This window comes from Aeromonas bivalvium, from assembly GCF_000819765.1.
Lineage (GTDB): Bacteria > Pseudomonadota > Gammaproteobacteria > Enterobacterales > Aeromonadaceae > Aeromonas > Aeromonas bivalvium.
In genome coordinates, this window is sequence record NZ_CDBT01000008.1 from 371860 (window position 1) to 397275 (window position 25416).

Genomic DNA, 25416 nt, shown 5'->3' on the forward strand with positions numbered 1-25416 from the left:
CCCCGCCTCGCCAAAGGCCAGTCCCGCATGTTCCAGCGCCTCGGCCCGCTCCAGCAGGGCCTCCCCGTCGTCGGTCAGACGATAGCCCTGCTGGTGGCGGCTGAACAGGGGCAGGCCGAGGGCCGCCTCCAGCCTGTCCAGGCGCCGGGAGACGGTGGCCACCCCCATGGGAAGGGCGTGGGCGGCACCGCTCAGGGTGCCGCTGCGGGCGATGGCCAGGAAGACGCGGGCGTCGTCCCAGAGCAGGGTATCGTGCATAGTCTTTCCATTATCGGAATATGGGTTGCCAGTTATCTCTATATCTCATTCATTTTCGGAAGACCATACTCCCCTGCAACTTGTCAGGGAGAAAAAGCGATGCAACGACGAACACTGGGAACTGATCTGGACGTATCCGCCATGGGCCTCGGCTGCATGGGCATGAGTGAGTTTTATGGGCCGCGGGACGACGACGCCTCCTTGCGGGTGCTGGCGGAGGCGGTGGAGCGTGGTATCGACCTGCTCGACACCGCCGACATGTACGGCCCCACCATAACGAGGCGCTGATCGGACGCTTTCTCGCGACCCGGCGGGGGCAGGTGAAGGTCGCCACCAAGTTCGGCATAGTGCGCCAGCACGGGGAGTACAGGCGCACTCTCGACAACAGTGCCCGCTATGCCCGTCAGAGCTGCGAGGGCTCCCTGCGCCGTCTCGGCATCGAGCAGATCGATCTCTACTATGTGCATAGGCTCGATCCGGCCCATCCCGTCGAGGAGACCATGGCCGGGCTGGCGCAGCTGGTGCAGGAGGGCAAGATAGCCCGCATCGGCCTGTGCGAGGTGAGCGAGGCCACCCTGAGGCGCGCCCATGCCGTACACCCGGTAGCGGCGGTGCAGACCGAATACTCCCTCTGGACCCGGGAGGTGGAGGAAGCTGTGCTCCCCGCCTGCCGGGAGCTGGGGATAGGTCTGGTGGCCTATTCTCCCCTGGGGCGCGGGTTTCTGACTGGGCGCTACCAGCAGGAGGCGGTGTTCGAGGAGGGGGATTTTCGGGCCAGTCTGCCATGGTTTCAGGGGGAGAATCTCGCCACCAACCGCACCCTGGTGCAGGAGATCATGGCCTTGGCCCGGCAGAAGGGATGCTCGGCGGCTCAGATAGCCCTGGCCTGGTTGCTGGCGCAGTGGGAGGGGATAGTGCCCATCCCCGGCACCCGGCGCCTGACCCACCTGGAGGATAACCTCGGCGCCCTCTCGGTGCGCCTCTCCCCTGCGGAGCTCGGGGCCCTGGGCCAGGCCATCCGTACCCTGCCGGTGGCGGGGGAGCGCTACACCGCCGAGGGAATGAAGGGGGTGAACGCCTGAGCGGCCCGAAGGGCCTTCGCTGCCCATGAGGGCGCTGTGGGGCAAGGACACCATGAGACGCCACCATGGCGACAAGGTCAGATTTGCTCTGACCAGGGCAGCAAGAAGGGAGCCGAGGCTCCCTTCTTTCATGGTGCAGGCCGGATCATGCCCCTTCCGGCAGAGGGCGGCGTACCCTCGGCCTGAGCTGGGAGAGCATGACCCCGCTCAGGATGAGGCCGCCCCCCAGCAGGTGATAGCCGTGAATGGGCTCTCCCAGGGTGATGACGGCGATGAGGGCCGTGCACAGGGGCATCAGGTTCATGAAGACCGAGGTGCGCTCCGCCCCCAGGGTGGCGAGGCCGCGCATCCAGCAGTAGGCGGCGAAGATGGAGGAGGCGAGCCCGGCGAACAGCACCAGACCCCAGCCTTCGGCAGGCACCGCCAGGGAGTCCGCACTCAGGGCCACCGGGATGAGCAGCAGCACCGCCAGCAGGATCTGCAGGTAGAGGTTGAGCCAGGGGCCGAACGGCAGTTGCCAGCGGCGGATCAGCAGGCCATAGAGGGCATAGCTGGCCGCCCCCAGCAGCATCATGCCATCGCCGGGGTTGATGCCGCTGTGCAGCAGCGCCAGGGGGTTGCCCTGACCCAGCAGCCAGAGCACCCCGAACAGGGAGAGGCTCATGCCGAGCAGCGCCTGCTTGCCCGGCTTCTGGCCAAAGCAGCAGGCCCCGATGAGCAGGGTGAGCAGCGGGATCAGTGAGCCTATGACCCCCATGTTGGTGGCCGAGGTGCTGTGGGCGGCGTAGTAGGCGAGGCACTGGAAGAGCACCATGCCAAGGGCTGCCAGCACCAGCAGCTTGCCGAGCCAGGGGCGGAGATCGCGCCGGCGGCGCCACAGCTGCGGCAGGCAGAAGGGAGAGAGCGCGAGGGCGGCGAGCACCCAGCGGTAGAAGGAGATGGCGGCGGGATCCAGCACGCCGGCGGCGGCCTTGGAGACCACGGTATTGGCGGCCCAGATCAGGATGGCGAGCAGGGGGAAGAGAAAGGGCATAGGCACTCCTTGATACGATGACGAGAGTCTAGCCTTGTCTTGAACGAGGCAAGTAGCGTAAATAAGACATGTCATAACCGCTTTGGGACAATCTGCATGGGCACCCTCACCCTGGCCGAGCAGGATCGCCTGCTGGCCGACCCCAATCCCCTCTACTTTCGCTACAGCCAGATCCAGGGGGGCAACGCCTGCGCCGAGCATGCCCACCCCTGGGGCCAGCTCAGCCTCATCAGCCTGGGGGTCATGGTGGTGGAGGTGGGAGGAGAGCGGCTGGTGGCGCCCCCGGACTACCTCATCTGGGTGCCGGCCAACCTGCCCCACAGCGCCTTCAACGAGCAGACCCTGGATTACACCTCCATCTACGTGAGCCACGCGCTGGCGCCGCGCCTGCCAGCGGAGCCCCAGCTGCTGGCCCTCACCCCCTTGCTGCGGGCCCTGCTGGAGGATTTCACCCAGCGCCGGGTCGGTCACATGGAGGACGAGTGGGATGCGCGCCAGGGGGCGCTCTTCATCGAGAAGCTGGCCCGCACCCGCTGCCAGCCGAGCTACCTGCCCCAGAGCCGGGATCGCCTGCTGGCCCCCCTGCTGGCGGCGTTGCAGGCGGCGCCGGAGGACAACCGCACGCTGGTGGAGTGGGCCAGGGCGCTGCACACCACGGAGCGCACCCTGGCGCGGCGCTGCCAGAAGGAGCTTGGCATGAGCCTCGGCCAGTGGCGTACCCGGCTGCGGCTGGTGAAGGCGCTGGACTGGCTGCGGGGGGAGATGCCGGTGCAGGAGATCGCCTGGCGCCTCGGTTACGCCTCCACCTCGGCCTTCATCGCCATGTTCCAGCGCGAACAGGGCTGCGCCCCCCAGCGCTATCGCCAGCAGCTGGCCCAACCCGTGGCCTGAACCGCATGAAAAAGGGCGCCCGCAGGCGCCCTTGTGGATCATGGGATGGGCTTAGAAGAAGCCGAGCGGGTTGATGTCGTGGCTCACCAGCAGGTTCTTGGTGTTCTGGTAGTGGTCCAGCATCATCTTGTGGGTCTCGCGGCCGATCCCTGACTTCTTGTAGCCGCCGAAGGCCGCGTGGGCCGGGTAGGCGTGGTAGCAGTTGACCCAGACCCGACCGGCCTGGATGCCACGCCCCATGCGCCAGGCCAGGTTGCTGTCCCGGGTCCACAAGCCCGCCCCCAACCCGTACTGGGTGTCGTTGGCAATGGCCAGCGCATCCGCCTCGTCCTTGAAGGTGGTGACCCCGAGCGCCGGCCCGAAGATCTCCTCCTGGAACACCCGCATCTTGTTCTGGCCGTGGAAGATGGTGGGCTGGATGTAGAAGCCCCCCTCCAGCCCGCTCACCTTGGCCGGGCCGCCGCCGATCAGCATTTTTGCCCCTTCGCCGCGGCCGATCTCCATATAGCTCAGGATCTTGTCGAACTGCTCGCGGGACGCCTGGGCGCCGACCTGGGTAGTGGTGTCGAGGGGGTTGCCCTGCACGATGTTGCGGGCGCGGGCCAGCACACGGTCCATGAAGTCGTCATAGATGCTCTCCTGCACCAGGGCGCGGGAGGGGCAGGTGCACACCTCGCCCTGGTTGAAGAAGGTCATCAGCATCCCTTCCACCGCCTTGTCGATGTAGCTGCTCTCGTGCTGCATCACGTCGGCGAAGTAGATGTTGGGGGACTTGCCGCCGAGCTCCACGGTGGAGGGAATGAGCTTGTCGGCGGCGCAGCGCAGTATATGGGCCCCCACCTCGGTGGATCCGGTGAAGGCCAGCTTCTGGATCCGGTCGCTGGTGGCGAGCGCCTGGCCCGCCTCGGCGCCGAAGCCGTTGACCACGTTGACCACGCCGGGGGGCAGAATGTCCTTGATGAGATCCATCATCAGCATGATGGTGACCGGGGTCTGCTCGGCGGGCTTGAGCACGCTGCAGCAACCGGCGGCCAGTACCGGGGCCAGCTTCCAGGCGGCCATCAGCAGGGGGAAGTTCCACGGGATGATCTGGCCGACCACGCCGATGGGCTCCTTGAAGTGGTAGCTGACGGTGTTCTGGTCCAGCTCGGCGGCGGAGCCCTCCTGGGCGCGGATGCAGCCGGCGAAGTAGCGGAAGTGATCCACCACCAGGGGGAGATCCGCGGCCAGGGTTTCGCGCACCGCCTTGCCGTTCTCCCAGGTCTCGGCGATGGCGAGCACCTCTATGTTCTGCTCGATGCGATCGGCGATGCGCAGCAGCAGGTTGCTGCGCTCGGTGACGCTGGTCTTGCTCCAGCTGGCGAACGCCTTGTGGGCCGCGTCCAGCGCCAGCTCGATGTCGGCGGCGTCGGATCTGGCCACCTCGCAGAACACCCGGCCATCCACCGGCGAGATGTTCTCGAAATAGCGGCCGGCGCGCGGCGCCACCCAGTCGCCACCGATGAAGTTGTCGTAACGGGATTTGAAGCTGACCAGGGCACCTGCCTGACCGGGAGCGGTATAAATCATCTCATCATCCTTATGTGTGTGTGGTCCTGACCGGCCTGGCGGGCAGTCCGGTTGCTTCTCCGTATCGCAAGGGCCGTGCCAGAGGGTCTGACCAGAGGGCGAAAAGTTACAAAAACGTTATCAAACGGGGTGCGGCGGCGTATCTTGATTAACCAGTGACCGCGGTGGTGCCGATGAGACTGTGCCGTTTCTGGACAGTGGCCGTGACACTGTGCCCTTTGTGAACAGGAGGCGTGATGAGTGAGTCACTTCAACCCAGTCCCAGCCCGATCCAGCGCTCCTGGCAGCGCTGCCTGCATCAGGGCCTGCTGCGCCAGCAGAGCGCCGAGCTGGACTTGCTGCCCCAGGGGGAGTTGTCGGCTCGCCAGGAGGAACACAGGACGCTGATTACCTGTTTTCAGCGCTTCGTGCTGCCGCTGTTTGCCCAGTTGCTGGCGGGCAGGCCCTGTCGCCTGCTGCTGTGCGACGGTGAGGGGGCCATTCTGGCTGTCAGTGGAGACGACCGGTTTGCCCGCCATGCCGAGCGGATCTTTTTGCGCAGCGGCGCCCGCTGGGGTGAGGCGAGCAAGGGCACCAACGCCATCGGTACCGCGCTGGCCGAACAGAGCGAGGTGCAGGTGCTGGGGGCCCAGCACTTCTTCGCCCAGCACAGCTTCCTCAGTTGCAGCGCCTGCCCCCTGCTCGGGCCGGACGGGCAACTGCTCGGCGTGCTCGACATCTCCACCGATGCGGCCCATCACGACGGCGACATGCTGGGCACGGTGCGGCTCCTGGCCATGACCCTGGAAAACGCCCTGTTGGCGCGCCAGCCGGGCTGGCTGGTGGATCTCGATCCCCAGAGCCTCTGGTCCGCCCGCCTGCTGCTGGGGGAGGGGGGCGAGCTGCTCGGGGCCAACCGGGCAGGCCGACTCTGGCTCGGCCAACACCCCTTCGACGGCCAGCAGTTGCTGCGGGATCGACGCGGATTGCGGCTGGTGCCCGATCCCGTGGTGATTAAAACCGAAACCCAGTCCCTGCCGGCAACGCCGTCCGCCACCGCCGGGGTGCCCCTCAAGATGCTGGAGCGCGGCATCTCCCTGCTCATCGAGGGGGAGACCGGCAGCGGCAAGGAGCACCTGGTGCGCACCCTGCACGCCAGATCGAGCCGTCGGGAGCGGCCTCTGGTGTGCGTCAACTGCGGCGCCCTGCCGGCGGAGCTGGTAGAGGCCGAGCTGTTTGGCTACGTGGGGGGCGCCTTCAGCGGTGCCCGCAGCCAGGGCAGCCAGGGTTATCTGCGCGCCGCCCATGGGGGAATCCTGATGCTGGACGAAATTGGCGAGTTGCCGCTCCCGGCCCAGACCCGGCTGCTGCGAGTGTTGCAGGAGCGCGTCGTCACCCCGGTGGGCAGCCACAGACCCGAGCCGGTGGATTTCTGGCTGGTGAGCGCCAGCCATCGGGATCTGGCGGCCATGGTGGCGGCCGGGACGTTTCGCGAAGATCTCTACTACCGCATCTGCGGCTGGCGCCAGCAACTGGCGCCGCTGCGGGCCTGGCCGGTGCCCGAGCGCCAGGGGCTGATCCTGAACCTGCTCGCCCAGATGGACCCGGCCCTGCAACTGACGCCGCAGGCGGAGCAGAGGCTGCTGGCCCACCCCCTGCCCGGCAACGTGCGCCAGCTCAAGCAGGCGCTGGAAGTGGCCTGCGTGCTGGCGGAGGGGCAGGGCTGGATTGACCCCGCCCATCTGCATCTACCCGCCGTGGCGGGGGGGCAGAGCTCACCTCAGGGAGGGAGCACCCTGCGCGAGCAGAGCCGGCAGCGGGTGCAGCAGACCCTGGCAGAGTGCGGCGGCAACGTGAGCGAGGCAGCGCGCCGGCTTGGCATCAGCCGCACCACCTTCTATCGCCACCTCGCGAGGGAGGGGCGGGAATAGGGGAGGCGCAGCCGGATTTTCGCCTGCCAGCGCACCTGAGTGATGGCTTGGGCAAGCGCAGGGGCCTCGAGTTTGCTATCTTGGCGCCCATCATGGTTTTTTGGAACAACGGCTGTCATGAGTATCATTTTGGGAATCGATCCTGGCTCGCGGATCACCGGCTACGGCGTCATTCGTATCGTTGCCGGCAAGGCCAGCTACCTGGGGTCCGGTTGTATCCGCACCGACTGTGGCGAGCTGCCAGAGCGGCTCAAGCAGGTCTATGACGGCGTCTGCGAGATCATTACCCAGTTCAAGCCTGACGAGTTTGCCATCGAGCGTGTCTTCATGGCCCGCAATGCGGACTCGGCCCTCAAGCTGGGGCAGGCCCGTGGCAGTGCCATCGTCGCGGCGGTGAACGCATATCTGCCGGTGAGTGAATATTCGGCGACCCAGATCAAGCAGGCCGTGGTGGGAACGGGGGGCGCCGCCAAGGAGCAGGTGCAGCACATGGTGACTCATCTGCTCAAGCTCTCCGCCACTCCTCAGGCCGATGCCGCCGATGCCCTCGGCGTCGCCCTGTGCCATTTCCATACGCGCCAGAGTCTGATCAAGATGGCGGGCCGGGTCTCCGGGGCCGCGCGGGGTCGCTACCGATAGGCTGCTGGCGCCCCGTCCAGTGGCGGGTTCCAGCCCGCTTCTGACGGTTTTTTGATTCATTTGGACACCTCTTGTCGCTCTCCCCCGACGCCATTGTTCAATCCCTTTTTCATATTGTGGATATATCGCTGTAAGAACAATAACTTGTGATGGGTGTCACACTTTTGCCGGAAACTGGGTAGCTCGTCATTCGTCTTCATATCCCGATAATACACTTGCTGAGATGGCGGCCCCTTGTGAGGCTCTTGCCATAGAAGAGATTGATCAATCAGGAGAATTATCGTGAGACCATATGCAGCAGAGTTTTTGGGCACCTTTTGGCTGGTGCTGGGCGGGTGTGGCAGCGCCGTGCTGGCGGCGGCATTTCCGGATGTGGGTATCGGTCTGCTCGGGGTCTCCCTGGCGTTTGGTCTGACCGTGCTGACCATGGCGTTTGCCATCGGTCACATCTCGGGTTGCCACCTCAATCCGGCGGTGACCGTTGGCCTGTGGGCCGGTGGCCGCTTCCCGGCCTCCGGTGTCGCCCCTTACATAGTGGCCCAGGTATTGGGCGGGATCGCGGCCGGTGCCGTCTTGTTCGTGATCGCCAGCGGTCAGGCCGGTTTCGATGTCAGTGGCGGGTTTGCCTCCAACGGCTTCGGTGAGCACTCCCCCGGTGGCTACTCCATGCTGGCGGCACTGGTGTGTGAAGTGGTGATGACCGCCTTCTTCCTGTTCGTCATCATGGGGGCCACCGACAGCCGGGCACCGGCGGGCTTTGCCCCCATCGCCATCGGTCTGTGCCTGACCCTGATCCACCTGATCAGCATCCCGGTGACCAACACCTCGGTCAACCCGGCGCGCAGCACTGGCGTTGCCCTGTTCGTGGGAGACTGGGCGGTGAGCCAGCTGTGGCTGTTCTGGGTGGCGCCTATCGTGGGCGGCATCCTGGGGGCACTGGCCTATCGCCTGGTGGCGACCGAGCAGAAATAACCCGGATTTATCCGTGCATCGAAAAAACACGCCATCCGGCGTGTTTTTTTCGTGTTGATGGGGAGATCAGAGTCCCTTGGCCTTCATCACGGTGAGGTAGCGCTGATGCAGCAGTTGCACCCGATGGACATAGGCCCGGGTCTCGGCATAGGGGGGGATGCCGCCATATTTTTGCACGGCGCCAGCGCCGGCATTGTAGGCGGCGCTGGCCAGGGCCACATCTCCCTTGTATTGCTTGAGCAGGCCGGCGAGGTATTTGACCCCGCCGAAGATGTTCTGCTCCGCCAGCAGCGGGTTGCCCACCCCCAGCTCGCGGGCGGTGGCGGGCATCAGCTGGGTGAGGCCCATGGCCCCCTTGCGCGAGACGGCGACGGGGTTGAAGGCCGACTCGGCGTGGATCAGGGCGCGGATCAGGGCCGGCTCCACCTCATAGGCGTGCGCCGCGGCTTGTATGGTGCTGGCGTAGTCATGGAGGAAGAGGCCGGTGGTGTTCCAGTCGACCCTGGATTTGGGGTTGCAGGCGAAGCAGTCGTTGAACTGCATCACCTCGTAGTGCCCCTCTTCCGGCTTGATGTCCGAATAGCGCGTCACGCCATTGCGCTGTTGCGACTTGTAGACCTGAAACGGCTTGCCGGGCGCGGGCTCCCGGGCCTGGGCCCCGACCATCACCACCTCGGCAGGGGGAGGGGACTGGGCCCAGACAGGCAGGCCGATGACGAGTATGAGGGTGAGCGACATCCTTGTGTTCACGGGTCTCTCCTTGCATCCATGCCCGTTGAGTAAAGCAGCCTGGCCCGGGAAGAACAAGGGACTTGCTGCGGTGCGGGATGCCGCCGGCAGCACCACGGATGCCGGCCGCGAGCGGGGGGATCCGCGCTTATTCACAAACCGCGCAGTGCCGGCTGTTTTGTCGCTCAGCCCCGTGTTATCTTCTCCCGCTGGCTGGTCTGATCAGACCGGTCTGGGGTTGTCGACAGCTGCAGTGCGGGCAGGGGAGTGTGGTGTGATGGATGGCCGAGCCATGGAGCTCACGTTCGAAGAGTATTGTGATGCGGACCTGTCCCTGATCAGGGACTACTACGAAACCACATTCTCCTACTATGTGCCCGATCTGAGCGAGCGGGTGTTCGTGGTGCGCGACGCGCACTGGCTGGTGGGCGCCGTGCGGCTGCGGGAAGAGGAAGAGTATTACCACCTGTGCGGGTTTCGCCTGCTACCCCATTACCAGTCTCTGGGGCTGGGTTCGCGCCTGCTCGCGCTGGCGTGCCGCGATCTCGTCAGCAAACCCATCGTCTGCCATGCCCTGCCGTTCGAGCAGCCCTTCTACCACAAGGTGGGGTTTGTCGCACTGGCACTGGAGGAGCTCAAGGGGCCCCTCCATGCCCATTTCATCAAGCAGCATCGGCAGGGATATCAGATAGAGCTGCTGATCCGCCATCCCGAAGCCGAAGCGTGTGCCCTGCCCTCATGATCCCTTGGTCAGCAGGTGTATGGTGCCCGGCGTCAGCTCCAGACCGACAAGATTCTCCTTGAGCCAGGCCTGCTGGGGATCCTTGTCGTCCAGACGATAGACGGGCTGGGTCTCCAGTCGCTTCTCCATGCTCTTGAGCAGCATGTTGAGCATGAAGCCGAACTTCTGCTCCGCCGCCAAGGGTTCCAGCTTGTATTCGATCAGTTTCATGTTGTCGAGAAACAGGGCGCCCTGAGCCTTGTCATACCTTGGCCTGGCCTCGTAGGTCATGGTGAGGTGGGCGTCATACTGGGTGTTGTCCGGCAGGCTGACGTTGAGCTTGCCCTTGCCAAAGACCCGGGCCGTATCCGGGCTCTGGCGTCCTATCTGGACATCGCTCTGCTCGAGCTTGACGTGAGCCTTGATGATGCCGGGCAGCTCCAGCTGCTTGTCCACCTGGACCTGGGATTGCAGGTACTGATTGATCTGCTGTTCATTGATGTCATATGAGCCTTGCCCTAACATGGCCAGGCTGAGCAGCATGGTGTGCAGGATCATGCTTGTGTCCTGATTGAATGGAATTGGCCCGACAGCATATCATCCCAGCTCGGCGGGATCTCCTGGCCGCCCCACCCCATCTCCAAAGGAGCTTCCGTGTTCAACACCCTGGAATATGATCTTCATCTGCTGTTTTCCCGCTTCTTGGGTCTGTTGCTGCTGCTGTTTCACACCGTCATCGTCGCCGGCGTCTCCCTGCGGGTGGTGATGAAACGGCGTCCCATCGGTGTCTCCCTCGCCTGGCTCGCCCTCATCTACGCCATCCCGTTTGCCGGGGTGGGGTTCTACGTGCTGTTTGGCGAGGTGCGTCTGGGCAAGCGCCGCGCCGAGCGGGCCCAGGCCATGTATCGCCCTTATGCCAAGTGGATCCGCCAGCTGGCCCGCCTCTTTCCCGAGCACGCCTGCGAGGTGGGCGAGAAGGCGCAACCGCTGCATGACCTGATCCAGGGGCGGCTCGCCATGCCCATGCTCTCGGGCAATCGCATGACCTTGCTGAGTCAGCCCGAATCCATCCTGCGGGAGATAGCCCAGGACATCCGCCATTCCACCCAATCCTGCTACCTGGAGTTCTACATCTGGCACCCGGGGGGCTGGGCGGACGAGGTGTGCGAGGCCTTGTGCGAGGTGGCACAGCGCGGCGTGGATTGTCGTCTGCTGCTCGATTCGGTGGGCAGCAAGGGCTTCTTTCGCTCCGCCTGGCCCAAGGCGCTGCGCAAGGCCGGGGTCAAGCTGGTGGAGGTGCTGCCGGTCGGCGCCTGGCGCATCCCCTTCCAGCGTCAGGATCTGCGCATGCACCGCAAGCTGGTGGTGATAGACGATCGGGTGGGCTACACAGGCTCGATGAACATGGTGGATCCCCGCTTCTTCAAGCAGAACGCCGGGGTTGGCCAGTGGGTCGACATCATGATTCGGGTGCAGGGGCCCATAGTGCCGCTGATGTGGTCCATCTTCGTGTGGGACTGGGAGATGGAGACGGGGGAACGCCTGCTCGACAGCCTGCAGCACGAGCCCGAGTCCTGGCCCCAGAACAATTATCGTGCCCAGTTGATCCCATCCGGCCCCTTCGTTGGCGGCGATTGCATCCAGCAGAGCCTGCTGCTCGCCATCTATCAGGCCCGTCACCACCTGGTGCTGACGACCCCCTACTTCGTGCCCGATGATCCCCTGGCGGCGGCCCTCTCCTCGGCGGCGGCGCGAGGAGTGCAGGTGCAGCTGATCCTGCCGGCCCGCAACGACTCCCTGATGGCGAATCATGCCTGCAACGCCTTCATGGAGGAGCTGCTGGAGGCCGGGGTGGAGGTGTATCGCTACGATGCCGGCCTGCTGCATACCAAGAGCGTGCTGGTGGACGACGACTTTGCCCTGGTGGGCACGGTCAACCTGGACAGGCGCAGCCTCTGGCTCAACTTCGAGGTGACCCTGCTGGTGGACAACCCCGAGTTCGTCGGCGAGTTGAGCAAGCTGGTGGAAGGCTATATGAGCGAAGCAACCCCCATGACCCTCGCCCAGTGGCGCGCCCGCCCCTGGTACAAACGGGTCATGGAAAACATCTTTTACCTCTTCAGCCCGCTGCTGTAAGGATGCGCCGTTCTTGCTGGCGCGAGGTTAGCCCCGTAAAGTGCCTGACAAGACGTGCTGAAAACGGACAATGGGATGAAAAAGTGGGTATGGGGCGTCGCCGGTGCGGCGCTGGCAGGGGTGGGGTTGGGGGCTTGCTGGATGACCGGCCAGGCGTTCGATCGCCAGTTGGCCGAGCAGATCGTCACCCTGCGTGAGCAGAGCGGGATCGCGTTGCAGTGGCAACCTGGGCGCAGCACCCTGTGGCGGCGCGATGGGGAGATGCAGCTGGTGATAGGCCCGGCGGCCCTGGCCCGGCTCGATGAAGAACTGAGCCAGGCCGAACCCATCGTGCTGGCGTTCAAGGTGAAGGGCTTGATCCTTCCCCTCTATGTCAGAAACGAGATCCTGCTCGATACCGAGCAGGGCTCGCTGGCCCCCCTGCTGGCGGCCCAGGGGCTCAAGGAGTGGCGCCTGACCCTGACCAGCCTCACCAACCTCTGGACCCGGGATAATCAGAGCAAGCTGGACATAGGGGCATTCAGCCTCAAGCACGAGCAGGGCCAGATGACGTTCCAGCCATTGCAGGCGGATTACAGCGGCGATCTTGCGGGCAATGGATACATGGCCCTCGACTGGGCCGGCATGACGCTGCATGAAACCCAGAGCCAGGCAGATATGGTGCTGAGCCAGCTGAGGGGCAGCGCCGAGCTGAGGGAGGTCAACGGCAACTGGCTCTCGCCCCAGAGCGAGATGGCGCTGGAGACCTTCTCCCTGACCCAGCCCCAGGAAGGGGTCAATGTCTCCCTGCAACGGCTGACCAGCCAGAGCCAGCTGGAAGGGGAGGCGGCCGAAACCCTGTCCAACCATTATCAGATCCAGCTGGCGGCCATGGACATGGCCAATGACAGCGACAGACTCGCCCTGACCGATGCCCGCCTCGACCTCGAGGTCAGGGGGCTGGATCTGGCGGGTTACCAGGCATTGCAGGAGCTGAGCGCCCAGAGCAGCCTGGATCAGCAGGCCCTGATGGAGGCGCTGGATCGGGTGCTGGGCCGTGGCCTGACCCTGACCCTGACCGAATTGAGCTCACGGCTCAATGGCGAGCCCGCCTCCCTGTCGGGAGAGCTGACCCTGGCGCCGACCAGCCTGGCCACACTGGCAGAGGAGCAGGAGGGCGTGAAGGCGCTCTCCGGCCTGCTCCAGCTCAGTCTGAGCGAGGGAATGGGGGAGGCGGTGCCTCAGCTGGCCCCCATGCTGCAGCAGCTCCAGCAACTCGGCTACCTCAAGCCACAGCAGAGCGACCTCAAGGCCGAGCTCAAGCTGCAGCAGGGCAGACTCACGGTCAACGAACTGCCGCTCTGAGCTGGGCCCCATGGCCCTCACCAGAAGCACCCCATGAAAAAAGGCCCGTATGGGCCTTTTTTGTTGGTTCCTTGAAGCGGATTTACTTGAACACCACCGTCTTGTTGCCGTAGACGAAGACCCGTTCGCTCAAAACCAGTGCCAGGGCGCGACTCAGCACGGATTTCTCCACATCGCGGCCCGCCTTGGCCATGTCGTCGGCGCTGAAGGTGTGACCGACGTGGATCACGTCCTGCTCGACGATGGGGCCCTCGTCCAGATCGTCGGTGACGAAGTGGGCGGTGGCGCCGATGAGCTTGACGCCGCGATCGAACGCCTGGCGATAGGGGCGCGCCCCGATGAAGGCCGGCAGGAAGGAGTGGTGGATGTTGAGGATCTTGCGCGGGTAGGCCGCGACGAAACTCGGGGTCAGTACCCGCATGTACTTCGCCAGGATCACATAGTCGGGCTGATAGCCATCTATGATGGCCCGCACCTGCTCCTCGTGTTCGGTGCGGCTCAGGTTGTCATGGCTGACGGTGTGGAACGGAATGTCGAACTTGCCCGTCAGCTCCGCCAGGGTGTCGTAGTTGCCGATCACCGCCACTATGTCCATGTCCAGGGCGCCGGCGTAGTTCTTCATCAGAATGTCGCCGAGGCAGTGGGTCTCCTTGGTCACCAGGATGACGATGCGCTTCTTGCCGGCCTTGACCAGGCGACGCTGGGCGCCGGAGGGCAGGGCATCGTCGAGATCCGCCAGCAGGGTCTCGTCATTGAAGCGCCCCTCCAGCTCGGTGCGCATGAAGAAGCGGCCGTTCTCGTGATCCACGAACTCGTCGTTCTTGATGATGTTGAGCTGGTGCTTGTAGCAGATGTTGGTGATCTTGGCGATGAGGCCCTTGGCATCGGGGCAATCCGTCAGCAGTATTTTCTTTTCCATGTCTGTCATCGTTTCCGTTGTGTGATGGCTGCCGGGGCGGGCTGATGCCCACTGGCCGCGCTTTTTTAAGGCACTATGCCATAAACGAAAAGTCAAAGGACAGCCCGGCGGCGAAATCTCCACGATCCCGATTTTTGCCGTCCCGGGCTGGTATCCGAAGCACAATGCCTTTAGTCTGTGCGGGCTTATTCTCAGGGCGGGGCGAAATTCCCCACCGGCGGTATCCCGATGCGATTCGGGGAGCCCGCGAGCGCCCGGCCACAGGTCGGGGTCAGCAGATCCGGTGAGATGCCGGAGCCGACGGTCATAGTCCGGATGAAAGAGGATAAGACAGACTGTTCCACGCGTGGCCCTTTCGGGTGGCCGCCGCATGCCTCTCTCTGTCTGCTCCATGCCCTGATTCTGGTACTTGTGAAGTCAACGGAGTCTTACCATGAATCAGTCTTTACTCAGTGAATTTGGTCATCCCATCGAACGGGTCGAAGCGGCCCTGGCAGCCCTGCGCGCCGGCCGAGGCGTACTGGTCGCCGACGATGAAGATCGCGAGAACGAAGGGGATCTCATCTTCGCCGCGCAGTCCATGACCCAGGAACAGATGGCCATGATGATCCGCGAGTGTTCCGGCATCGTCTGCCTCTGCCTGCCGGAGGCACGGGTACGCCAGCTCGAGCTGCCCATGATGGTCGAGGCCAATTCCAGCCAATATCAGACCGCCTTCACCGTCACCATAGAGGCCGCCCAAGGAGTGACGACCGGGGTCTCCGCCGCCGATCGCATCACCACCATACGCGCCGCCATCGCCGATGACGCCAAGCCGTCCGACCTCAACCGTCCCGGCCATGTGTTTCCGCTGCGGGCCCGCAACGGGGGCGTCATGACCCGCCGTGGTCATACCGAGGCGACCGTGGATCTGATGCAGCTGGCGGGTCTCAAACCCTTCGGCGTTCTGTGCGAACTGACCAAGGAAGATGGCTCCATGGCACGACTGCCTGACCTGGTCACCTTTGGTCGTCAGCACGGGTTGCCGGTGCTGACCATCGAAGACCTGGTGCAGTATCGTCAGATGTTGACTGAGCGTTCGGCTTAAGTTCCATACGAAATTGTAATAAGGGCTTTTTTTGGTTACGCTTTGTGCGAACTCCATCACTGGGGCCCCGTTTTGATTGAAATTTGCTCAAGTCGTGCAAGTGGAAAAAAAAATGAGGGTTTTAATGCATTTATCTGTGATGGGGCCTATCCAAAGTCATATTTTTTTGTGCCATAATCACGCCGCTTGCTAAACGTCTGGCGAGTTCAAGGGAGCTTTAAAAATGAAAAAAATGTTGTTGGTAGGTGTTGTTGGTCTGTCTGCCCTGCTGGGCGGTTGTGCAAACACCAGCGAACTGGAAACTTCCGTACAGAATCTGTCTAACAAAGTTGACCAACTGGCTCAAGATGTTAGCGCTGTTCGTGCTGATCAATCCAAAATGGCCGCTGATGTTGCTCAAGCCAACCAAGAAGCCATGCGCGCTAACCAGCGTCTGGACAACATGGCTACTTCCTACAAGAAGTAATTCATGCGAAAAAATGGCGCAGTCACTGCGCCATTTTTTTTTGCCTAAAATTTGCCTCTCCCTCTCCTCACTCTGCTTCGCACTCCCTCTGCCTACCCTCTTACGGGCATCAGGTTTTGACAACAAGAGCCATGTCCCTCACCTAGGGGTGCCTGACATAGCCCGGTTGTGCTTCATGCTGGTCGGCTATCAGTAGAGCAGGCTATATAGTTTTCTTCTGAATCCTGATGCGGCCGGATGGGCTCCCATGGTGGCCAGTATGTCGAGATAGGTCTTCTTGGCTTCACCGAAGGCGAGGTCACGCTGCAATATGGTCAGCAGCAGGGTCAATGCCTCTTCCTGACGCCCAGCCTGGTTGTAGAGCACCGCCAGCTCCTGGGCGAGGGCAAAATCGGTCGGGGTCTGCTGATAACGTTCTTCCAGGGCGCGCAGCTCCGGGCTCTCCGCCGCTTGTTGCGCGAGGGCCAGCCGGGCATTGAGGGTCTGGTAGTGCTCATCCTGGGCGGCCATGGGGATCTGGGCGATGCGCTGCGCCGCCTCGTCGAGGCGATTGAGCTCGAGGGCGGCCTGGATCAGCCAGAGATGGATATCGTGGCGATCCGCGGCGAGCTGATGGGCCTTGGCGAGCTGGGCGTAGGCCTCCTCAAACCGGCCCTCGGCCAGATCGTGCTGCGCCTGCTTGAGCAGCAGTTCCTCTTCCTTGGGAGAGAAGGCGGCAAAGTAGCCGCGCAGGGTCGCCTCGTCCTGAGGGCCCTCCAGGAAGGCCTGCTCATCCGGGCGGCCCTGATGGAACAGCACCAGAGCGGGCAGGGCACGCAAGCCGAGCTGTCCGGCCAGCGGTTGCAGCTGGGGGTCGTTCATGTCCACCTTGGCCAGGGTGACCTGGGGATTGTTTTCGCCCACCAGCTGTTCGATGAGCGGCGTCATGCCCTGACACTCCGGCATCTGGGGAGCATGGAAGTAGATGACGACCGGTTTTTGCATGGACGCATCGAGCAGTTCATGCTGGAAATTCTGGGGATGGATGTCAACGATCATGAGGCGGGCTCTTTGCTAAGGGTTTTCATCAAGATGGGGTTGCAGCGCCACGATTTCAAGCTGTTCGTCGAGGCGATGCAGGCGCACGTCATCCTGGCGGCCGGCGAGGCTGAGCCAGCCCCCCTGCCAGTGCCAGTCCTGCACCCGATAGTCGATCCCGTCGAGGCGATTGACCAGACGCCATCCTTGCTGCGGCACGAACTCCACCTTCTCCAATCCGGCTGCGATGCCGCCACCATGGGCCTTGAGCACCGCCTCCTTGCGTGACCATAAGCGATAGAAGCTGCCGGCCTGCTGCGCCTTGGGCAGTGCGGCCAGGTATTGATACTCGGCGGGGGCGAAGAAGCGCTGGGCGAGGGGGAGCGGGGAGCGGGCCCGGCGGCCGAGTTCGAGGTCGACACCAATGGGGCCCTGTTCGCCGATGGCGATGGCCAGCCAGTCGCCGCTGTGACTCAGGTTGAAGTGGCAGCGCTGTGCCCCCTGACCGGCGAGCATGGGCTTGCCGTGGGGGCCACTGCAAAACTGCAGTTTTTGCGGATCCTGACCCAGACGCTGGGCCAACAGCCGGTTAATCACCACCCGACTTATCAGAAATTCCCGGCGTCTATGGGGCTGCACCACTCCCTGCCACTGCAGGTGCTGAACCGGATTGAGTTCGGACTCCAGCGTCTGTACCAGAGCAGGAGCCAGGGTGGCGCTATTTAACAAAAACAGATCCGTGATTGTCATCATTATTCACTTAAGAAAGTCGATAAAACAGGAGTTGATATCACCCAACAAGAGAGGTGGTGCGGCATGCTGGCATGGCATCTTGTCTGGCTGTCGTCACATCAATGCTGAAAAATAACGCATTTTATTGCAAGAATGTGAGCTTGATAGGGATTTTCACTTGCCTCGATAGAATACTTGGATATAGTCGAGAACTGTTGCATTTCATCAATAGCCTGCCAAAGGCTGTATTTTAACAAGTTTTAACATTTGCGGGGATAAAGGATTGCGTTACCTGATGCTGCTGCTGATCTCGCTCGGCATGGTGGGTTGTGCCTCGGCACCCCAACCGGATGTCGCAAGCAAGATCGAAGTCTCCATGGTGGAGCCCGTGGTTGAACCGGAAGTCAACCAGACACCCGATGTAAATGAAATTCTGACCGTATTCAAAGAGTGGCGTGGTACCCCATACCGTTTCGGTGGAACCAGTGAGCGCGGTATCGATTGTTCCGCCTTCGCCCGTGAAGTGTATCGCAATGCCGTGGGGATAGAGTTGCCCCGCGACACCCGTTCCCAGGTACACGAGGGGACCCGGGTGTCCAGGCAGGAGTTGGTCGAGGGAGACCTGGTGTTCTTCAAGATCAATCGTCGACTGAACCATGTCGGCATCTATGTGGGCAACGGCGAGTTCATTCACGCCTCGACCCGGGCCGGCGTCACACGTTCACGGCTGGACAATCAGTACTGGCGCAACAAGTTCTGGCAGGCGCGCCGCATCGAGATCTAAGAGCCAGGCTGGACAAACCGCCCGCAGTACGGACCGTTTTTCCAACCTCACTCAAACCGGGCCCTGGCGGCCCGGTTTTTCATGACCCCCGTTTAGACTTTTGCCGCGCGACTCTCTATAGTGTGGGCCCGCTTTTTGCCAGACAGATCAGGCCTCAGATGACCAAAGAGACTCCCCTCAAAGCCGGCTTGCACCCCCGCAATCGCCATCAGGCTCCCTATGATCTGGCGGCGCTCAGCCAGCGAACCCCCGCACTGGCGCCCTTCGTGTTCACCAACGAGCATGGCTGCCGCACCCTGGATTTCGCCGATCCGGCGGCGGTCAAGGCGCTCAACCAGGCGCTGCTGGCGCTGCACTATGGGATCCGCCACTGGGACCTGCCCGCGGGCTATCTCTGCCCGCCTATCCCTGGCCGGGTCGACTATCTGCATCACGTGGCCGACCTTGTCAGCGAGGGGCTGGAGGCAGCGCGCACCGGCAAGGGGGTGAGAGTGCTGGATATCGGAGTGGGGGCCAACTGCATCTATCCCTTGCTCGGCAGCCGAGAATATGGCTGGCGTTTCGTCGGGGCCGACATCGATCCCGTTTCGGTCAAGGCGGCCAGCCTGCTGGCGGCCAGCAACGGTCTGGGCAAGCAGATAGAGTGTCGCCTGCAGGCCGATCCCCGCCGGGTGTTCCACGGCATCATAGGGCCCAAGGAGCGCTTTACCCTGACCCTGTGCAACCCGCCGTTTCATGCCTCCCTGGCCGAGGCCAGCGCCGGCACCCGGCGCAAGCTGCGCAATCTGGGCAAGGGGGGAGAGGAGACGAGTGAGGCACCCGTGCTTAACTTTGGTGGCCAGAAGGCGGAGCTGTGGTGCGATGGCGGCGAGGCCGCCTTCCTCGCCTCCCTGATCCGCGAGAGCCGGGCGTTTGCCGGCCAGTGTCTCTGGTTCACTTCCCTGGTGTCGAAGAAGGAGAATCTGGCGGCGGCCAGGCAGGGACTCAAGCGGCTGGAAGCCAGGCGGGTGCGGGTGATAGAGATGAACCTGGGCAACAAGCAGAGCCGGATCCTGGCCTGGAGCTTTCAGGAAGACAACCGCTGGGCTGACTGAACCCGCTCGCCCCGCTCCCTGCGAGCCGACCGGCCTCACTCCCCGAGGGCGCAACCTGAGGCTGCGCCGCCGCCCATTGCCTCCTCGTCCTTTACTCAAGCCACCGGCGGGTGGCTGTCCGTGCTGTGTGATGGTGCGAGTGTCTGGCCCATCTTGTGATGGCGTGGTGAGGGTGGGGGAGTGACATGGCCCGGCCAGGTCATGGCATCAGCCGCATTTTCCCTTCAAGCTTCCCCAAGGCAAGCGTTTTCCTGCCCGTCGTGGCTCGCTCTCGCGAGTCCCTGTGAGTAATCACTTTCACCTCCGGTACAGTTGTACGCTGAGATTTTTTTGCACTTGCAGTTGAAACTTTCATAAAATGATACTGGTTAGACCTGTTCACTGGTTAATTAGAGATAGGGATCGGTTAATGAAAGTGGTCGATTTTCTGAAGCGCAAGCGTGAAATCCTGGCGCAGCACCCCTTCGAGCTCAAGGATTGGCTCTCACCGGCCATCCGCGACTATTGGCGTGAGTTTCAGCAAAAAGCACACCTTCACCCCTTGCTGGGGCGGGTGCTTGACGCCCATGGTCAGCCGGTTGCCGAGGCAGAACAGCAGGGCGAGCAGCGCCAGACCGTGAACGGTCAGGCCATGGCTCCCCAGGCGCCGACGATCGTCCTCGAAGGGGAGGCGGCCCTGGTGTTCGAGCGCCTGCAGGCCCAGCTCGGCGAGGAGACCCATGTCGGTGACTGGCTCCACATCAGTCAACAGATGGTCAACCAGTTTGCCGCCGTGACCGGCGATCACCAGTGGATACACACAGATCCCGAGCGCGCCGCCGCCGAGTCGCCCTTCAAGAGCACCATAGCCCACGGCTTCCTGACCCTGGCGCTCCTGCCCAGGCTTACCGGCTCCGTGGATGAGGCGAACCCCGAGTTCCCCACGGCCCGCATGGTGGTCAACTTCGGTCTGGATCAGGTGCGCTTCCCCTATCCCATCAAGGTGGGCAGCCAGGTGCGCGCCCGCACCAGGTTGATTGGTGTGACGCCGGTCAAGGGGGGGCTGGAGCTGCTCAAGGAGATCAAGGTCGAGATCGAGGGCGTGCGTCGCCCCGGCTGCGTCATAGAGTCCGTGACCCGCCTCTACTTCTGAGGCGCCCCGTCATCCCGAGCACTGGCGGCGGCTGACGGTCTGCCATCGGCCCCGGGCCGACGCGAAAAAACAGGGCCATTCGGCCCTGTTTGCTATCTGACAGAGGAGTGGGGCACACTCTGCCCACTTCCCATCGTCAGACAAGGTACCCCCCATGGCTTCCCACCTCGGCGCCCTCACCCTGCTGGTGGCGGATTATGATGCCGCCATCCACTTCTTCACCCAGGCCCTCGGCTTCACCCTGCTCGAAGACAGCGCCCTCGATGAACCTGGCAAGCCCGGCAAGCGCTGGGTCAGGGTGGCCCCCTCTGGTCAGCCGGGTTGCGCCCTGTTGCTGGCCCGGGCCACCAATGACGAGCAGCGTGCCCAGATCGGCAAGCAGGGAGGCGGGCGAGTGTTCCTCTTCCTCGAGACCCGGGATTTTTGGGGTGACTATGAGCGGATGCGCGCCGCCGGTGTCCATTTTTGTGAACAGCCACGAGAAGAGGAGTACGGCACAGTGGTGGTGTTTGAGGACATCAGTGGCAACCGCTGGGATCTGCTGGCGCACCGCGCTGACAGTCGCGACTGAAAACGTTTATTATCCTCCCTGTCATAAAGTCATAAAAATGTCATACAAACTTCTAATAATTGGCGCACCAATCTTCATGAGGAGAGAGAAGGGATATGGCAAAGCGAATACTGGTGGTCGAGGATGAGGCGCCGATCCGCGAAATGCTCTGTTTTGTACTGGAGCAAAAAGGTTATGAAGCGATAGAGGCGGCGGACTTCGCCGACGGTCTGGCCAAGGTGTGTGAACCCTATCCCGAGCTGATCCTGCTGGACTGGATGATGCCGGGGGGCAGCGGCATCCAGTTCCTCAAGCAGCTCAAGCAAGACGAGATGACCCGCCAGATCCCCGTGGTGATGCTGACCGCCCGGGGCGAGGAAGAGGACAAGGTACGCGGCCTGGAAGCGGGCGCCGACGACTACATCACCAAACCCTTCTCCCCCAAGGAGCTCACCGCCCGTCTCCATGCCGTGATGCGCCGGGTCTCCCCCACCTCGGTGGACGAGGTGATCGAGGTACAGGGGCTGAGGCTGGATCCCGTCTCCCACCGGGTCAGTGCCGAGGACAAGGCGCTGGACATGGGGCCGACCGAGTTCAAGCTGCTCCATTTCTTCATGACGCATCCGGAGCGGGTCTACAGCCGCGAGCAGCTGCTCAACAATGTCTGGGGCACCAACGTCTATGTGGAAGACAGGACGGTGGACGTGCATATCCGCCGGTTGCGCAAGGCGGTCGAGGGATCGGGCCACGACAGATTGATCCAGACGGTGCGCGGGGCAGGTTACCGCTTCTCCACCCGTCTCTAGGGGCCCTGTGCTGCAATCTCACCCTGGCTGGCGCTTGTTGCCATTGGCAGTCTCTGGATGATCGGGCAATCTCATGCCTGCCGGGAGTGAGCTCTGCTCTTTGCTGTCTCTAGGAGATCTTAATGTTGCAACCTTATGCCTGGCGACGACAGTTGTGGCGGATGGCGTTTTTCTATCTGCCCTTCGCCTTGTTTGGCTGGCTGACGGAGAGTCTGACCCTCTGCCTGCTGGTGGCAACCTGTCTGCACCTTGGCTGGCACTACCGCTTCCAGAAGCGGCTCTCGGACTGGTTATGGCATGACCGCAGCCTGGTACCGCCGAGTGGCAGCGGCAGCTGGGAATACATCTTCAACGGCATCTACAAGCTGCAGCAGCGCCATCGGGCCAGGCGGCGCGAGCTGGCGGGCCTCATCCGCCGCTTCAGGGAGGGGGCCGAGGCTCTGCCCGATGCCGCCGTGGTGTTTCGCACCGACGGCAGCATCCTTTGGTGCAACCGGCTGGCGGAGCAGCTGCTCGGCTTTCGCTGGCCGGAGGATGCAGGCCAGCACATCGGCAACCTGATCCGCCAGCCCTCCTTCGTCAGCTACCTGGGCAAGGGGGAGTATGATGAGCCCTTCGAGATGCACTCCCCCATCAATGAGGAGAAGTTTCTCGAGTTTCGCATCATGCCCTACGCCGAGGATCAGGCCATGCTGGTGGTGCGGGACGTGACCCGGCTGCGCAGCCTGGAGAAGACTCGCAAGCACTTCGTGGCCAACGTCTCCCATGAGCTGCGCACCCCGCTCACCGTGCTCAAGGGGTACCTGGAGATGACGGAAGAGCCGCCGCCGCCCGCCATGTGGGCCAAGGCCCACAGGGTGATGATGGAGCAGACGGTGCGCATGGACAATCTGGTGAACCAGCTGCTGACCCTGTCGCGCATCGAGGCGGCGCCGGATATCGACCTGTCCCATCGCGTCGACATGCCGGCCATGCTCTCCCTGCTCGAGCAGGAGGCGCGGGCCCTGTCGGGGGATCGCGCCCATGTCATCGAGTTTCTGGTGCAGCCGGATCTCTGGCTGCTCGGGGACGAGGATCAGCTACGCAGCGCCGTGTCCAACCTGGTCTACAACGCCATTCACTACACGCCGCCGGGCCGCAAGATCCAGGTGGAGTGGCGCCGTCAGGGCAATCAGGCCTTGTTCGCGGTGAGCGACGAAGGGGAGGGGATCACTCCGGACCATCTGGCGCGGCTCACGGAGCGCTTCTACCGGGTCGACAAGGCGCGCTCCCGTCACACCGGCGGATCCGGGCTGGGCCTTGCCATCGTCAAGCATGCCCTGAGCCATCACGATACCCACCTCGACATCGATAGCCGGGTGGGTATGGGGAGCCGCTTCAGCTTCCTGATCCCGGCGCGGCTGGTGGTGGCCAAGCTGGCGATGGCGAAGTAGACCTCATTGAACATCAAGGGGTTGACGACAAGGGGGAGGGCCACAGTGGTGGCCCTCCCCGTTTTTATGCTTATCTGGCTGGTTGTCATGAAAGCGTCATGATCACGCCATAAATTTGTCACTGCCAGGTCGGATACTGGCGCCGTCTTAAAGAACGGACCTTCTGTAATTTTGGAGAGATTGGATGAAACTCAACAAATTGGCCAGTGTGATCGGTGTTACTGCGGCAGTGCTGTTTTCTGCCGGCTCTATGGCTTACGGCGTCGACAAGGATCTGCCCGAATATGCGCCGGTCAGCGGCATCTCGGGTAACTTGTCGTCCGTGGGTTCCGATACCCTGGCTAACATGATGACCCTGTGGGCCGAAGAATTTAAGCGCGTCTATCCGAACGTCAACGTTCAGATCCAGGCCGCCGGCTCCTCCACCGCCCCTCCCGCCCTGACCGAAGGCACTTCCCAGTTCGGCCCCATGAGCCGCGCCATGAAGTCCGGTGAAGAGGAAGCGTTCGAGAAGCGCCACGGCTACAAGCCGACCGCCATTCGCGTCGCCGTCGATGCCCTGGCCGTGTTCGTCAACAAGGACAACCCCATCAAGGGGCTGACCATGCAGCAGGTTGATGCCGTCTTCTCCAGCACCCTCAAGTGCGGCGAAGCCAAGGCCGCCAGCAAATGGTCCGACCTGGGCCTGGATGGCAGCTGGTCTGGCAAGGATCTGCAACTGTTCGGTCGCAACTCCGTCTCCGGCACCTATGGCTACTTCAAGGAGCACGCCCTGTGTGACGGCGACTTCAAGAGCGGCGTGAACGAGCAGCCGGGTTCCGCCTCCGTGGTGCAGTCGGTCTCCGCCTCCCTCAACGGGATCGGTTACTCCGGCATCGGCTATGTCACCTCCGGGGTGCGTGCCGTACCGCTCTCCAAGGATGGCACCACCTTCGTCGAGGCCACTGCCGACAATGCCATCACCGGCAAGTATCCGCTGTCACGCTTCCTCTACCTGTACGTGAACAAGCACCCGAACAAGCCGCTCTCCCCCATGGAGCAGGAGTTCGTCAAGCTGATCCTCTCCAAGGCCGGTCAGACCATCGTTGCCAAGGACGGTTATGTGCCGGTTCCGGCCAAGGTGGTTCAGGCCGACCTCAAGAAGCTGGGCCTGATGTAATACCGCCCCGCGGCAAGCCTTGCCAAAACGAGCCCATTCGGGCTCGTTTTTTTTATGGCCGCAAGCCGCAGGTCATGCTGACCGACTTGCACCCGGTGCGCGCTTTCCCGAGAATAAGGCATTCTCCGTCACAAGGACTCCGTCGATGACCTCACTCCTCACCAAGGCAGGCCTGCTGGCCGCCGCCGGTCTGTTGCTCGGTGCCTGCGCCCAGTCCCCCACGGGCCGCAGCCAGATGCTGCTCTTCTCTCCCCAGCAGATGAACCAGCTCGGGGCGGACTCCTTCAGCCAGATGAAGCAGCAGGAGAAGTTGAGCAAGGACGCCAGGGTCAATGGTTATGTCTCTTGCGTCGCCCAGGCGGTGACCGCCCAGGTGCCGAGCAGCTATGGCATCAGCGACTGGGAAGTGGTGGTGTTTGACTCCAAACAGGTCAACGCCTTCGCCCTGCCCGGTGGCAAGATAGGGGTCTACAGCGGCTTGCTCGACGTGGCCAGTAATCAGGATCAGCTGGCCACCGTCATCGGTCACGAGCTGACCCACGTGCTGGCCCAGCACTCCAACGAGCGGCTGTCGCGCAGCCAGATCACGGGACTGGGGCTGGCGGCGGCGGACATCGCCCTTGGCACCAGCGAGTATCGCGGCGCCACCATGGCGGCGCTTGGGCTCGGGGTCGAGGTGGGGATAGCCCTGCCCTATGGCCGCGAGCAGGAGAGCGAGGCGGATCGGCTGGGACTGGCTCTGATGGCTCGCGCCGGTTTCAACCCGGCAGAGGCGATCCCGCTGTGGCAGAACATGGGGGCCGCCGCCGGGGGCAAGGCTCCCCCTGAGCTGCTCTCCACCCACCCGAGCAATGCGAACCGCATCGCCGAGCTGCGCGCCGAGCTGGCCACGGCAACCCCCCTCTATCAGCAGGCCCGCGCCGCCGGACTCACGCCCCAGTGCAAACCCTGAC

Annotated in this window: 27 protein-coding genes and 1 riboswitch; of the genes, 19 read left to right on the plus strand and 8 right to left on the minus strand. The window is 63.1% G+C overall.

The window, feature by feature from the left end:
• Positions 1-258, minus strand: a 258-nt coding sequence (locus BN1119_RS02790; protein WP_041993531.1) for a helix-turn-helix domain-containing protein, incomplete at its 3' end; no start/stop codon positions are given.
• Between the two features lie 99 nt (positions 259-357).
• Between BN1119_RS02790 and BN1119_RS20815 the strand changes: the two genes are divergently transcribed.
• Positions 358-546 (plus strand): aldo/keto reductase, encoded by a 189-nt coding sequence (locus BN1119_RS20815; RefSeq protein ID WP_244463666.1) that lies wholly within the window; start codon positions 358-360, stop codon positions 544-546.
• Positions 547-578: 32 nt separating this feature from the next.
• Positions 579-1340, plus strand: coding sequence for an aldo/keto reductase (locus BN1119_RS02795; RefSeq protein WP_244463667.1), 762 nt, complete (start codon positions 579-581; stop codon positions 1338-1340).
• Between the two features lie 145 nt (positions 1341-1485).
• Here the strand turns inward: BN1119_RS02795 and BN1119_RS02800 are convergent, their stop codons facing one another.
• Positions 1486-2373, minus strand: a complete 888-nt coding sequence (locus BN1119_RS02800; protein WP_041993534.1) for a DMT family transporter — start codon at positions 2371-2373, stop codon at positions 1486-1488.
• 96 nt (positions 2374-2469) lie between these two features.
• Here BN1119_RS02800 and BN1119_RS02805 point away from each other — a divergent pair, with 96 nt between their 5' ends.
• On the plus strand, positions 2470-3264 hold the full coding sequence (locus BN1119_RS02805; RefSeq protein WP_041993537.1) for an AraC family transcriptional regulator: 795 nt from the start codon (positions 2470-2472) through the stop codon (positions 3262-3264).
• Positions 3265-3315: 51 nt separating this feature from the next.
• Here the strand turns inward: BN1119_RS02805 and exaC are convergent, their stop codons facing one another.
• Positions 3316-4833, minus strand: coding sequence for an acetaldehyde dehydrogenase ExaC (gene exaC, locus BN1119_RS02810; RefSeq protein WP_041993539.1), 1518 nt, complete (start codon positions 4831-4833; stop codon positions 3316-3318).
• Positions 4834-5069: 236 nt separating this feature from the next.
• Between exaC and BN1119_RS02815 the strand changes: the two genes are divergently transcribed.
• From BN1119_RS02815 to aqpZ, 3 genes are all read left to right on the plus strand, one after another.
• On the plus strand, positions 5070-6743 hold the full coding sequence (locus BN1119_RS02815; RefSeq protein ID WP_041993542.1) for a sigma-54-dependent Fis family transcriptional regulator: 1674 nt from the start codon (positions 5070-5072) through the stop codon (positions 6741-6743).
• A 117-nt stretch (positions 6744-6860) separates the two neighbouring features.
• Positions 6861-7382, plus strand: coding sequence for a crossover junction endodeoxyribonuclease RuvC (gene ruvC / locus BN1119_RS02820; RefSeq protein ID WP_041993544.1), 522 nt, complete (start codon positions 6861-6863; stop codon positions 7380-7382).
• Between the two features lie 282 nt (positions 7383-7664).
• Entirely contained in the window at positions 7665-8354 is a 690-nt protein-coding gene (gene aqpZ, locus BN1119_RS02825; protein ID WP_041993547.1) for an aquaporin Z, read from the plus strand.
• A 66-nt stretch (positions 8355-8420) separates the two neighbouring features.
• Here aqpZ and BN1119_RS02830 read toward each other — a convergent pair whose 3' ends face one another.
• The gene (locus tag BN1119_RS02830; protein ID WP_041993550.1) at positions 8421-9092 is read right to left on the minus strand and encodes a lytic transglycosylase domain-containing protein; all 672 of its coding nucleotides are present in this window, start codon (positions 9090-9092) and stop codon (positions 8421-8423) included.
• A gap of 283 nt (positions 9093-9375) precedes the next feature.
• Here BN1119_RS02830 and BN1119_RS02835 point away from each other — a divergent pair, with 283 nt between their 5' ends.
• A complete protein-coding gene (locus tag BN1119_RS02835) occupies positions 9376-9825 on the plus strand; it encodes a GNAT family N-acetyltransferase (RefSeq protein ID WP_041993553.1) in 450 nt (149 codons plus the stop codon).
• On the opposite strand, the gene BN1119_RS02840 is transcribed toward BN1119_RS02835, so the two are convergent.
• The gene (locus tag BN1119_RS02840) at positions 9820-10362 is read right to left on the minus strand and encodes a YceB family lipoprotein (RefSeq protein ID WP_041993556.1); all 543 of its coding nucleotides are present in this window, start codon (positions 10360-10362) and stop codon (positions 9820-9822) included. The two genes, BN1119_RS02835 and BN1119_RS02840, sit on opposite strands and share 6 nt — an antisense overlap.
• 96 nt (positions 10363-10458) lie before the next feature.
• On the opposite strand from BN1119_RS02840, the gene cls reads away from it, so the two are divergent.
• Positions 10459-11940 (plus strand): cardiolipin synthase, encoded by a 1482-nt coding sequence (cls, locus tag BN1119_RS02845; RefSeq protein ID WP_041993558.1) that lies wholly within the window; start codon positions 10459-10461, stop codon positions 11938-11940.
• A gap of 75 nt (positions 11941-12015) precedes the next feature.
• Positions 12016-13284, plus strand: coding sequence for a DUF945 family protein (locus tag BN1119_RS02850; RefSeq protein ID WP_041993560.1), 1269 nt, complete (start codon positions 12016-12018; stop codon positions 13282-13284).
• Between the two features lie 82 nt (positions 13285-13366).
• Here BN1119_RS02850 and purU read toward each other — a convergent pair whose 3' ends face one another.
• On the minus strand, positions 13367-14203 hold the full coding sequence (purU, locus tag BN1119_RS02855) for a formyltetrahydrofolate deformylase (protein WP_041993563.1): 837 nt from the start codon (positions 14201-14203) through the stop codon (positions 13367-13369).
• Positions 14204-14386: 183 nt separating this feature from the next.
• Positions 14387-14534, plus strand: a riboswitch (FMN riboswitch).
• A gap of 102 nt (positions 14535-14636) precedes the next feature.
• Between purU and ribB the strand changes: the two genes are divergently transcribed.
• Together ribB and BN1119_RS02865 are read left to right on the plus strand one after the other, a co-directional pair.
• On the plus strand, positions 14637-15290 hold the full coding sequence (gene ribB / locus BN1119_RS02860; protein ID WP_041993565.1) for a 3,4-dihydroxy-2-butanone-4-phosphate synthase: 654 nt from the start codon (positions 14637-14639) through the stop codon (positions 15288-15290).
• A gap of 223 nt (positions 15291-15513) precedes the next feature.
• Positions 15514-15756 carry an Lpp/OprI family alanine-zipper lipoprotein gene (locus BN1119_RS02865; RefSeq protein WP_041993569.1) on the plus strand — a complete coding sequence of 81 codons (243 nt, stop codon included), beginning with the start codon at positions 15514-15516 and terminating at the stop codon, positions 15754-15756.
• 189 nt (positions 15757-15945) lie between these two features.
• On the opposite strand, the gene BN1119_RS02870 is transcribed toward BN1119_RS02865, so the two are convergent.
• Positions 15946-16794, minus strand: coding sequence for a tetratricopeptide repeat protein (locus tag BN1119_RS02870; protein ID WP_041993571.1), 849 nt, complete (start codon positions 16792-16794; stop codon positions 15946-15948).
• A 15-nt stretch (positions 16795-16809) separates the two neighbouring features.
• Positions 16810-17526 (minus strand): 4'-phosphopantetheinyl transferase family protein, encoded by a 717-nt coding sequence (locus tag BN1119_RS19610; RefSeq protein ID WP_244463668.1) that lies wholly within the window; start codon positions 17524-17526, stop codon positions 16810-16812.
• Between the two features lie 274 nt (positions 17527-17800).
• Between BN1119_RS19610 and BN1119_RS02880 the strand changes: the two genes are divergently transcribed.
• The 8 genes from BN1119_RS02880 to BN1119_RS02915 all read left to right on the plus strand — a co-directional run bounded on the left by BN1119_RS02880 (position 17801) and on the right by BN1119_RS02915 (position 25415).
• The gene (locus tag BN1119_RS02880) at positions 17801-18289 is read left to right on the plus strand and encodes a C40 family peptidase (RefSeq protein ID WP_041993573.1); all 489 of its coding nucleotides are present in this window, start codon (positions 17801-17803) and stop codon (positions 18287-18289) included.
• Between the two features lie 158 nt (positions 18290-18447).
• Complete coding sequence (rlmF, locus tag BN1119_RS02885; protein WP_041993575.1) at positions 18448-19383, plus strand: 23S rRNA (adenine(1618)-N(6))-methyltransferase RlmF; 936 nt, start codon at positions 18448-18450, stop codon at positions 19381-19383.
• Between the two features lie 409 nt (positions 19384-19792).
• Positions 19793-20515 (plus strand): MaoC family dehydratase, encoded by a 723-nt coding sequence (locus tag BN1119_RS02890; RefSeq protein ID WP_041993578.1) that lies wholly within the window; start codon positions 19793-19795, stop codon positions 20513-20515.
• Positions 20516-20669: 154 nt separating this feature from the next.
• On the plus strand, positions 20670-21086 hold the full coding sequence (locus BN1119_RS02895; protein ID WP_041993581.1) for a VOC family protein: 417 nt from the start codon (positions 20670-20672) through the stop codon (positions 21084-21086).
• A gap of 95 nt (positions 21087-21181) precedes the next feature.
• On the plus strand, positions 21182-21871 hold the full coding sequence (gene phoB / locus BN1119_RS02900; protein WP_041993586.1) for a phosphate regulon transcriptional regulator PhoB: 690 nt from the start codon (positions 21182-21184) through the stop codon (positions 21869-21871).
• Positions 21872-21993: 122 nt separating this feature from the next.
• A complete protein-coding gene (phoR, locus tag BN1119_RS02905) occupies positions 21994-23304 on the plus strand; it encodes a phosphate regulon sensor histidine kinase PhoR (RefSeq protein ID WP_041993589.1) in 1311 nt (436 codons plus the stop codon).
• A 184-nt stretch (positions 23305-23488) separates the two neighbouring features.
• Positions 23489-24463: a PstS family phosphate ABC transporter substrate-binding protein gene (locus tag BN1119_RS02910; protein ID WP_041993591.1), complete on the plus strand. Its 975-nt coding sequence runs from the start codon at positions 23489-23491 to the stop codon at positions 24461-24463.
• A 145-nt stretch (positions 24464-24608) separates the two neighbouring features.
• Complete coding sequence (locus BN1119_RS02915; RefSeq protein WP_041993593.1) at positions 24609-25415, plus strand: M48 family metallopeptidase; 807 nt, start codon at positions 24609-24611, stop codon at positions 25413-25415.
• Position 25416: the final 1 nt, after the last annotated feature.

What these genes read in the sequence shown, in the direction of transcription:
- BN1119_RS02830 (WP_041993550.1), bottom strand. Translation starts at nt 9,092, where the DNA reads ATGTCGCTCACCCTCATACTCGTCATCGGCCTGCCTGTCTGGGCCCAG.
- ruvC (WP_041993544.1), top strand. Translation starts at nt 6,861, where the DNA reads ATGAGTATCATTTTGGGAATCGATCCTGGCTCGCGGATCACCGGCTAC.
- BN1119_RS02865 (WP_041993569.1), top strand. Translation starts at nt 15,514, where the DNA reads ATGAAAAAAATGTTGTTGGTAGGTGTTGTTGGTCTGTCTGCCCTGCTG.
- rlmF (WP_041993575.1), top strand. Translation starts at nt 18,448, where the DNA reads ATGACCAAAGAGACTCCCCTCAAAGCCGGCTTGCACCCCCGCAATCGC.
- BN1119_RS19610 (WP_244463668.1), bottom strand. Translation starts at nt 17,526, where the DNA reads ATGATGACAATCACGGATCTGTTTTTGTTAAATAGCGCCACCCTGGCT.
- BN1119_RS02870 (WP_041993571.1), bottom strand. Translation starts at nt 16,794, where the DNA reads ATGATCGTTGACATCCATCCCCAGAATTTCCAGCATGAACTGCTCGAT.
- BN1119_RS02880 (WP_041993573.1), top strand. Translation starts at nt 17,801, where the DNA reads ATGCTGCTGCTGATCTCGCTCGGCATGGTGGGTTGTGCCTCGGCACCC.
- BN1119_RS02800 (WP_041993534.1), bottom strand. Translation starts at nt 2,373, where the DNA reads ATGCCCTTTCTCTTCCCCCTGCTCGCCATCCTGATCTGGGCCGCCAAT.
- BN1119_RS02890 (WP_041993578.1), top strand. Translation starts at nt 19,793, where the DNA reads ATGAAAGTGGTCGATTTTCTGAAGCGCAAGCGTGAAATCCTGGCGCAG.
- BN1119_RS02840 (WP_041993556.1), bottom strand. Translation starts at nt 10,362, where the DNA reads ATGATCCTGCACACCATGCTGCTCAGCCTGGCCATGTTAGGGCAAGGC.
- BN1119_RS02835 (WP_041993553.1), top strand. Translation starts at nt 9,376, where the DNA reads ATGGAGCTCACGTTCGAAGAGTATTGTGATGCGGACCTGTCCCTGATC.
- BN1119_RS02915 (WP_041993593.1), top strand. Translation starts at nt 24,609, where the DNA reads ATGACCTCACTCCTCACCAAGGCAGGCCTGCTGGCCGCCGCCGGTCTG.
- BN1119_RS02910 (WP_041993591.1), top strand. Translation starts at nt 23,489, where the DNA reads ATGAAACTCAACAAATTGGCCAGTGTGATCGGTGTTACTGCGGCAGTG.
- ribB (WP_041993565.1), top strand. Translation starts at nt 14,637, where the DNA reads ATGAATCAGTCTTTACTCAGTGAATTTGGTCATCCCATCGAACGGGTC.
- phoB (WP_041993586.1), top strand. Translation starts at nt 21,182, where the DNA reads ATGGCAAAGCGAATACTGGTGGTCGAGGATGAGGCGCCGATCCGCGAA.
- BN1119_RS02805 (WP_041993537.1), top strand. Translation starts at nt 2,470, where the DNA reads ATGGGCACCCTCACCCTGGCCGAGCAGGATCGCCTGCTGGCCGACCCC.
- BN1119_RS02895 (WP_041993581.1), top strand. Translation starts at nt 20,670, where the DNA reads ATGGCTTCCCACCTCGGCGCCCTCACCCTGCTGGTGGCGGATTATGAT.
- purU (WP_041993563.1), bottom strand. Translation starts at nt 14,203, where the DNA reads ATGGAAAAGAAAATACTGCTGACGGATTGCCCCGATGCCAAGGGCCTC.
- BN1119_RS02815 (WP_041993542.1), top strand. Translation starts at nt 5,070, where the DNA reads ATGAGTGAGTCACTTCAACCCAGTCCCAGCCCGATCCAGCGCTCCTGG.
- BN1119_RS02850 (WP_041993560.1), top strand. Translation starts at nt 12,016, where the DNA reads ATGAAAAAGTGGGTATGGGGCGTCGCCGGTGCGGCGCTGGCAGGGGTG.
- BN1119_RS20815 (WP_244463666.1), top strand. Translation starts at nt 358, where the DNA reads ATGCAACGACGAACACTGGGAACTGATCTGGACGTATCCGCCATGGGC.
- exaC (WP_041993539.1), bottom strand. Translation starts at nt 4,833, where the DNA reads ATGATTTATACCGCTCCCGGTCAGGCAGGTGCCCTGGTCAGCTTCAAA.
- phoR (WP_041993589.1), top strand. Translation starts at nt 21,994, where the DNA reads ATGTTGCAACCTTATGCCTGGCGACGACAGTTGTGGCGGATGGCGTTT.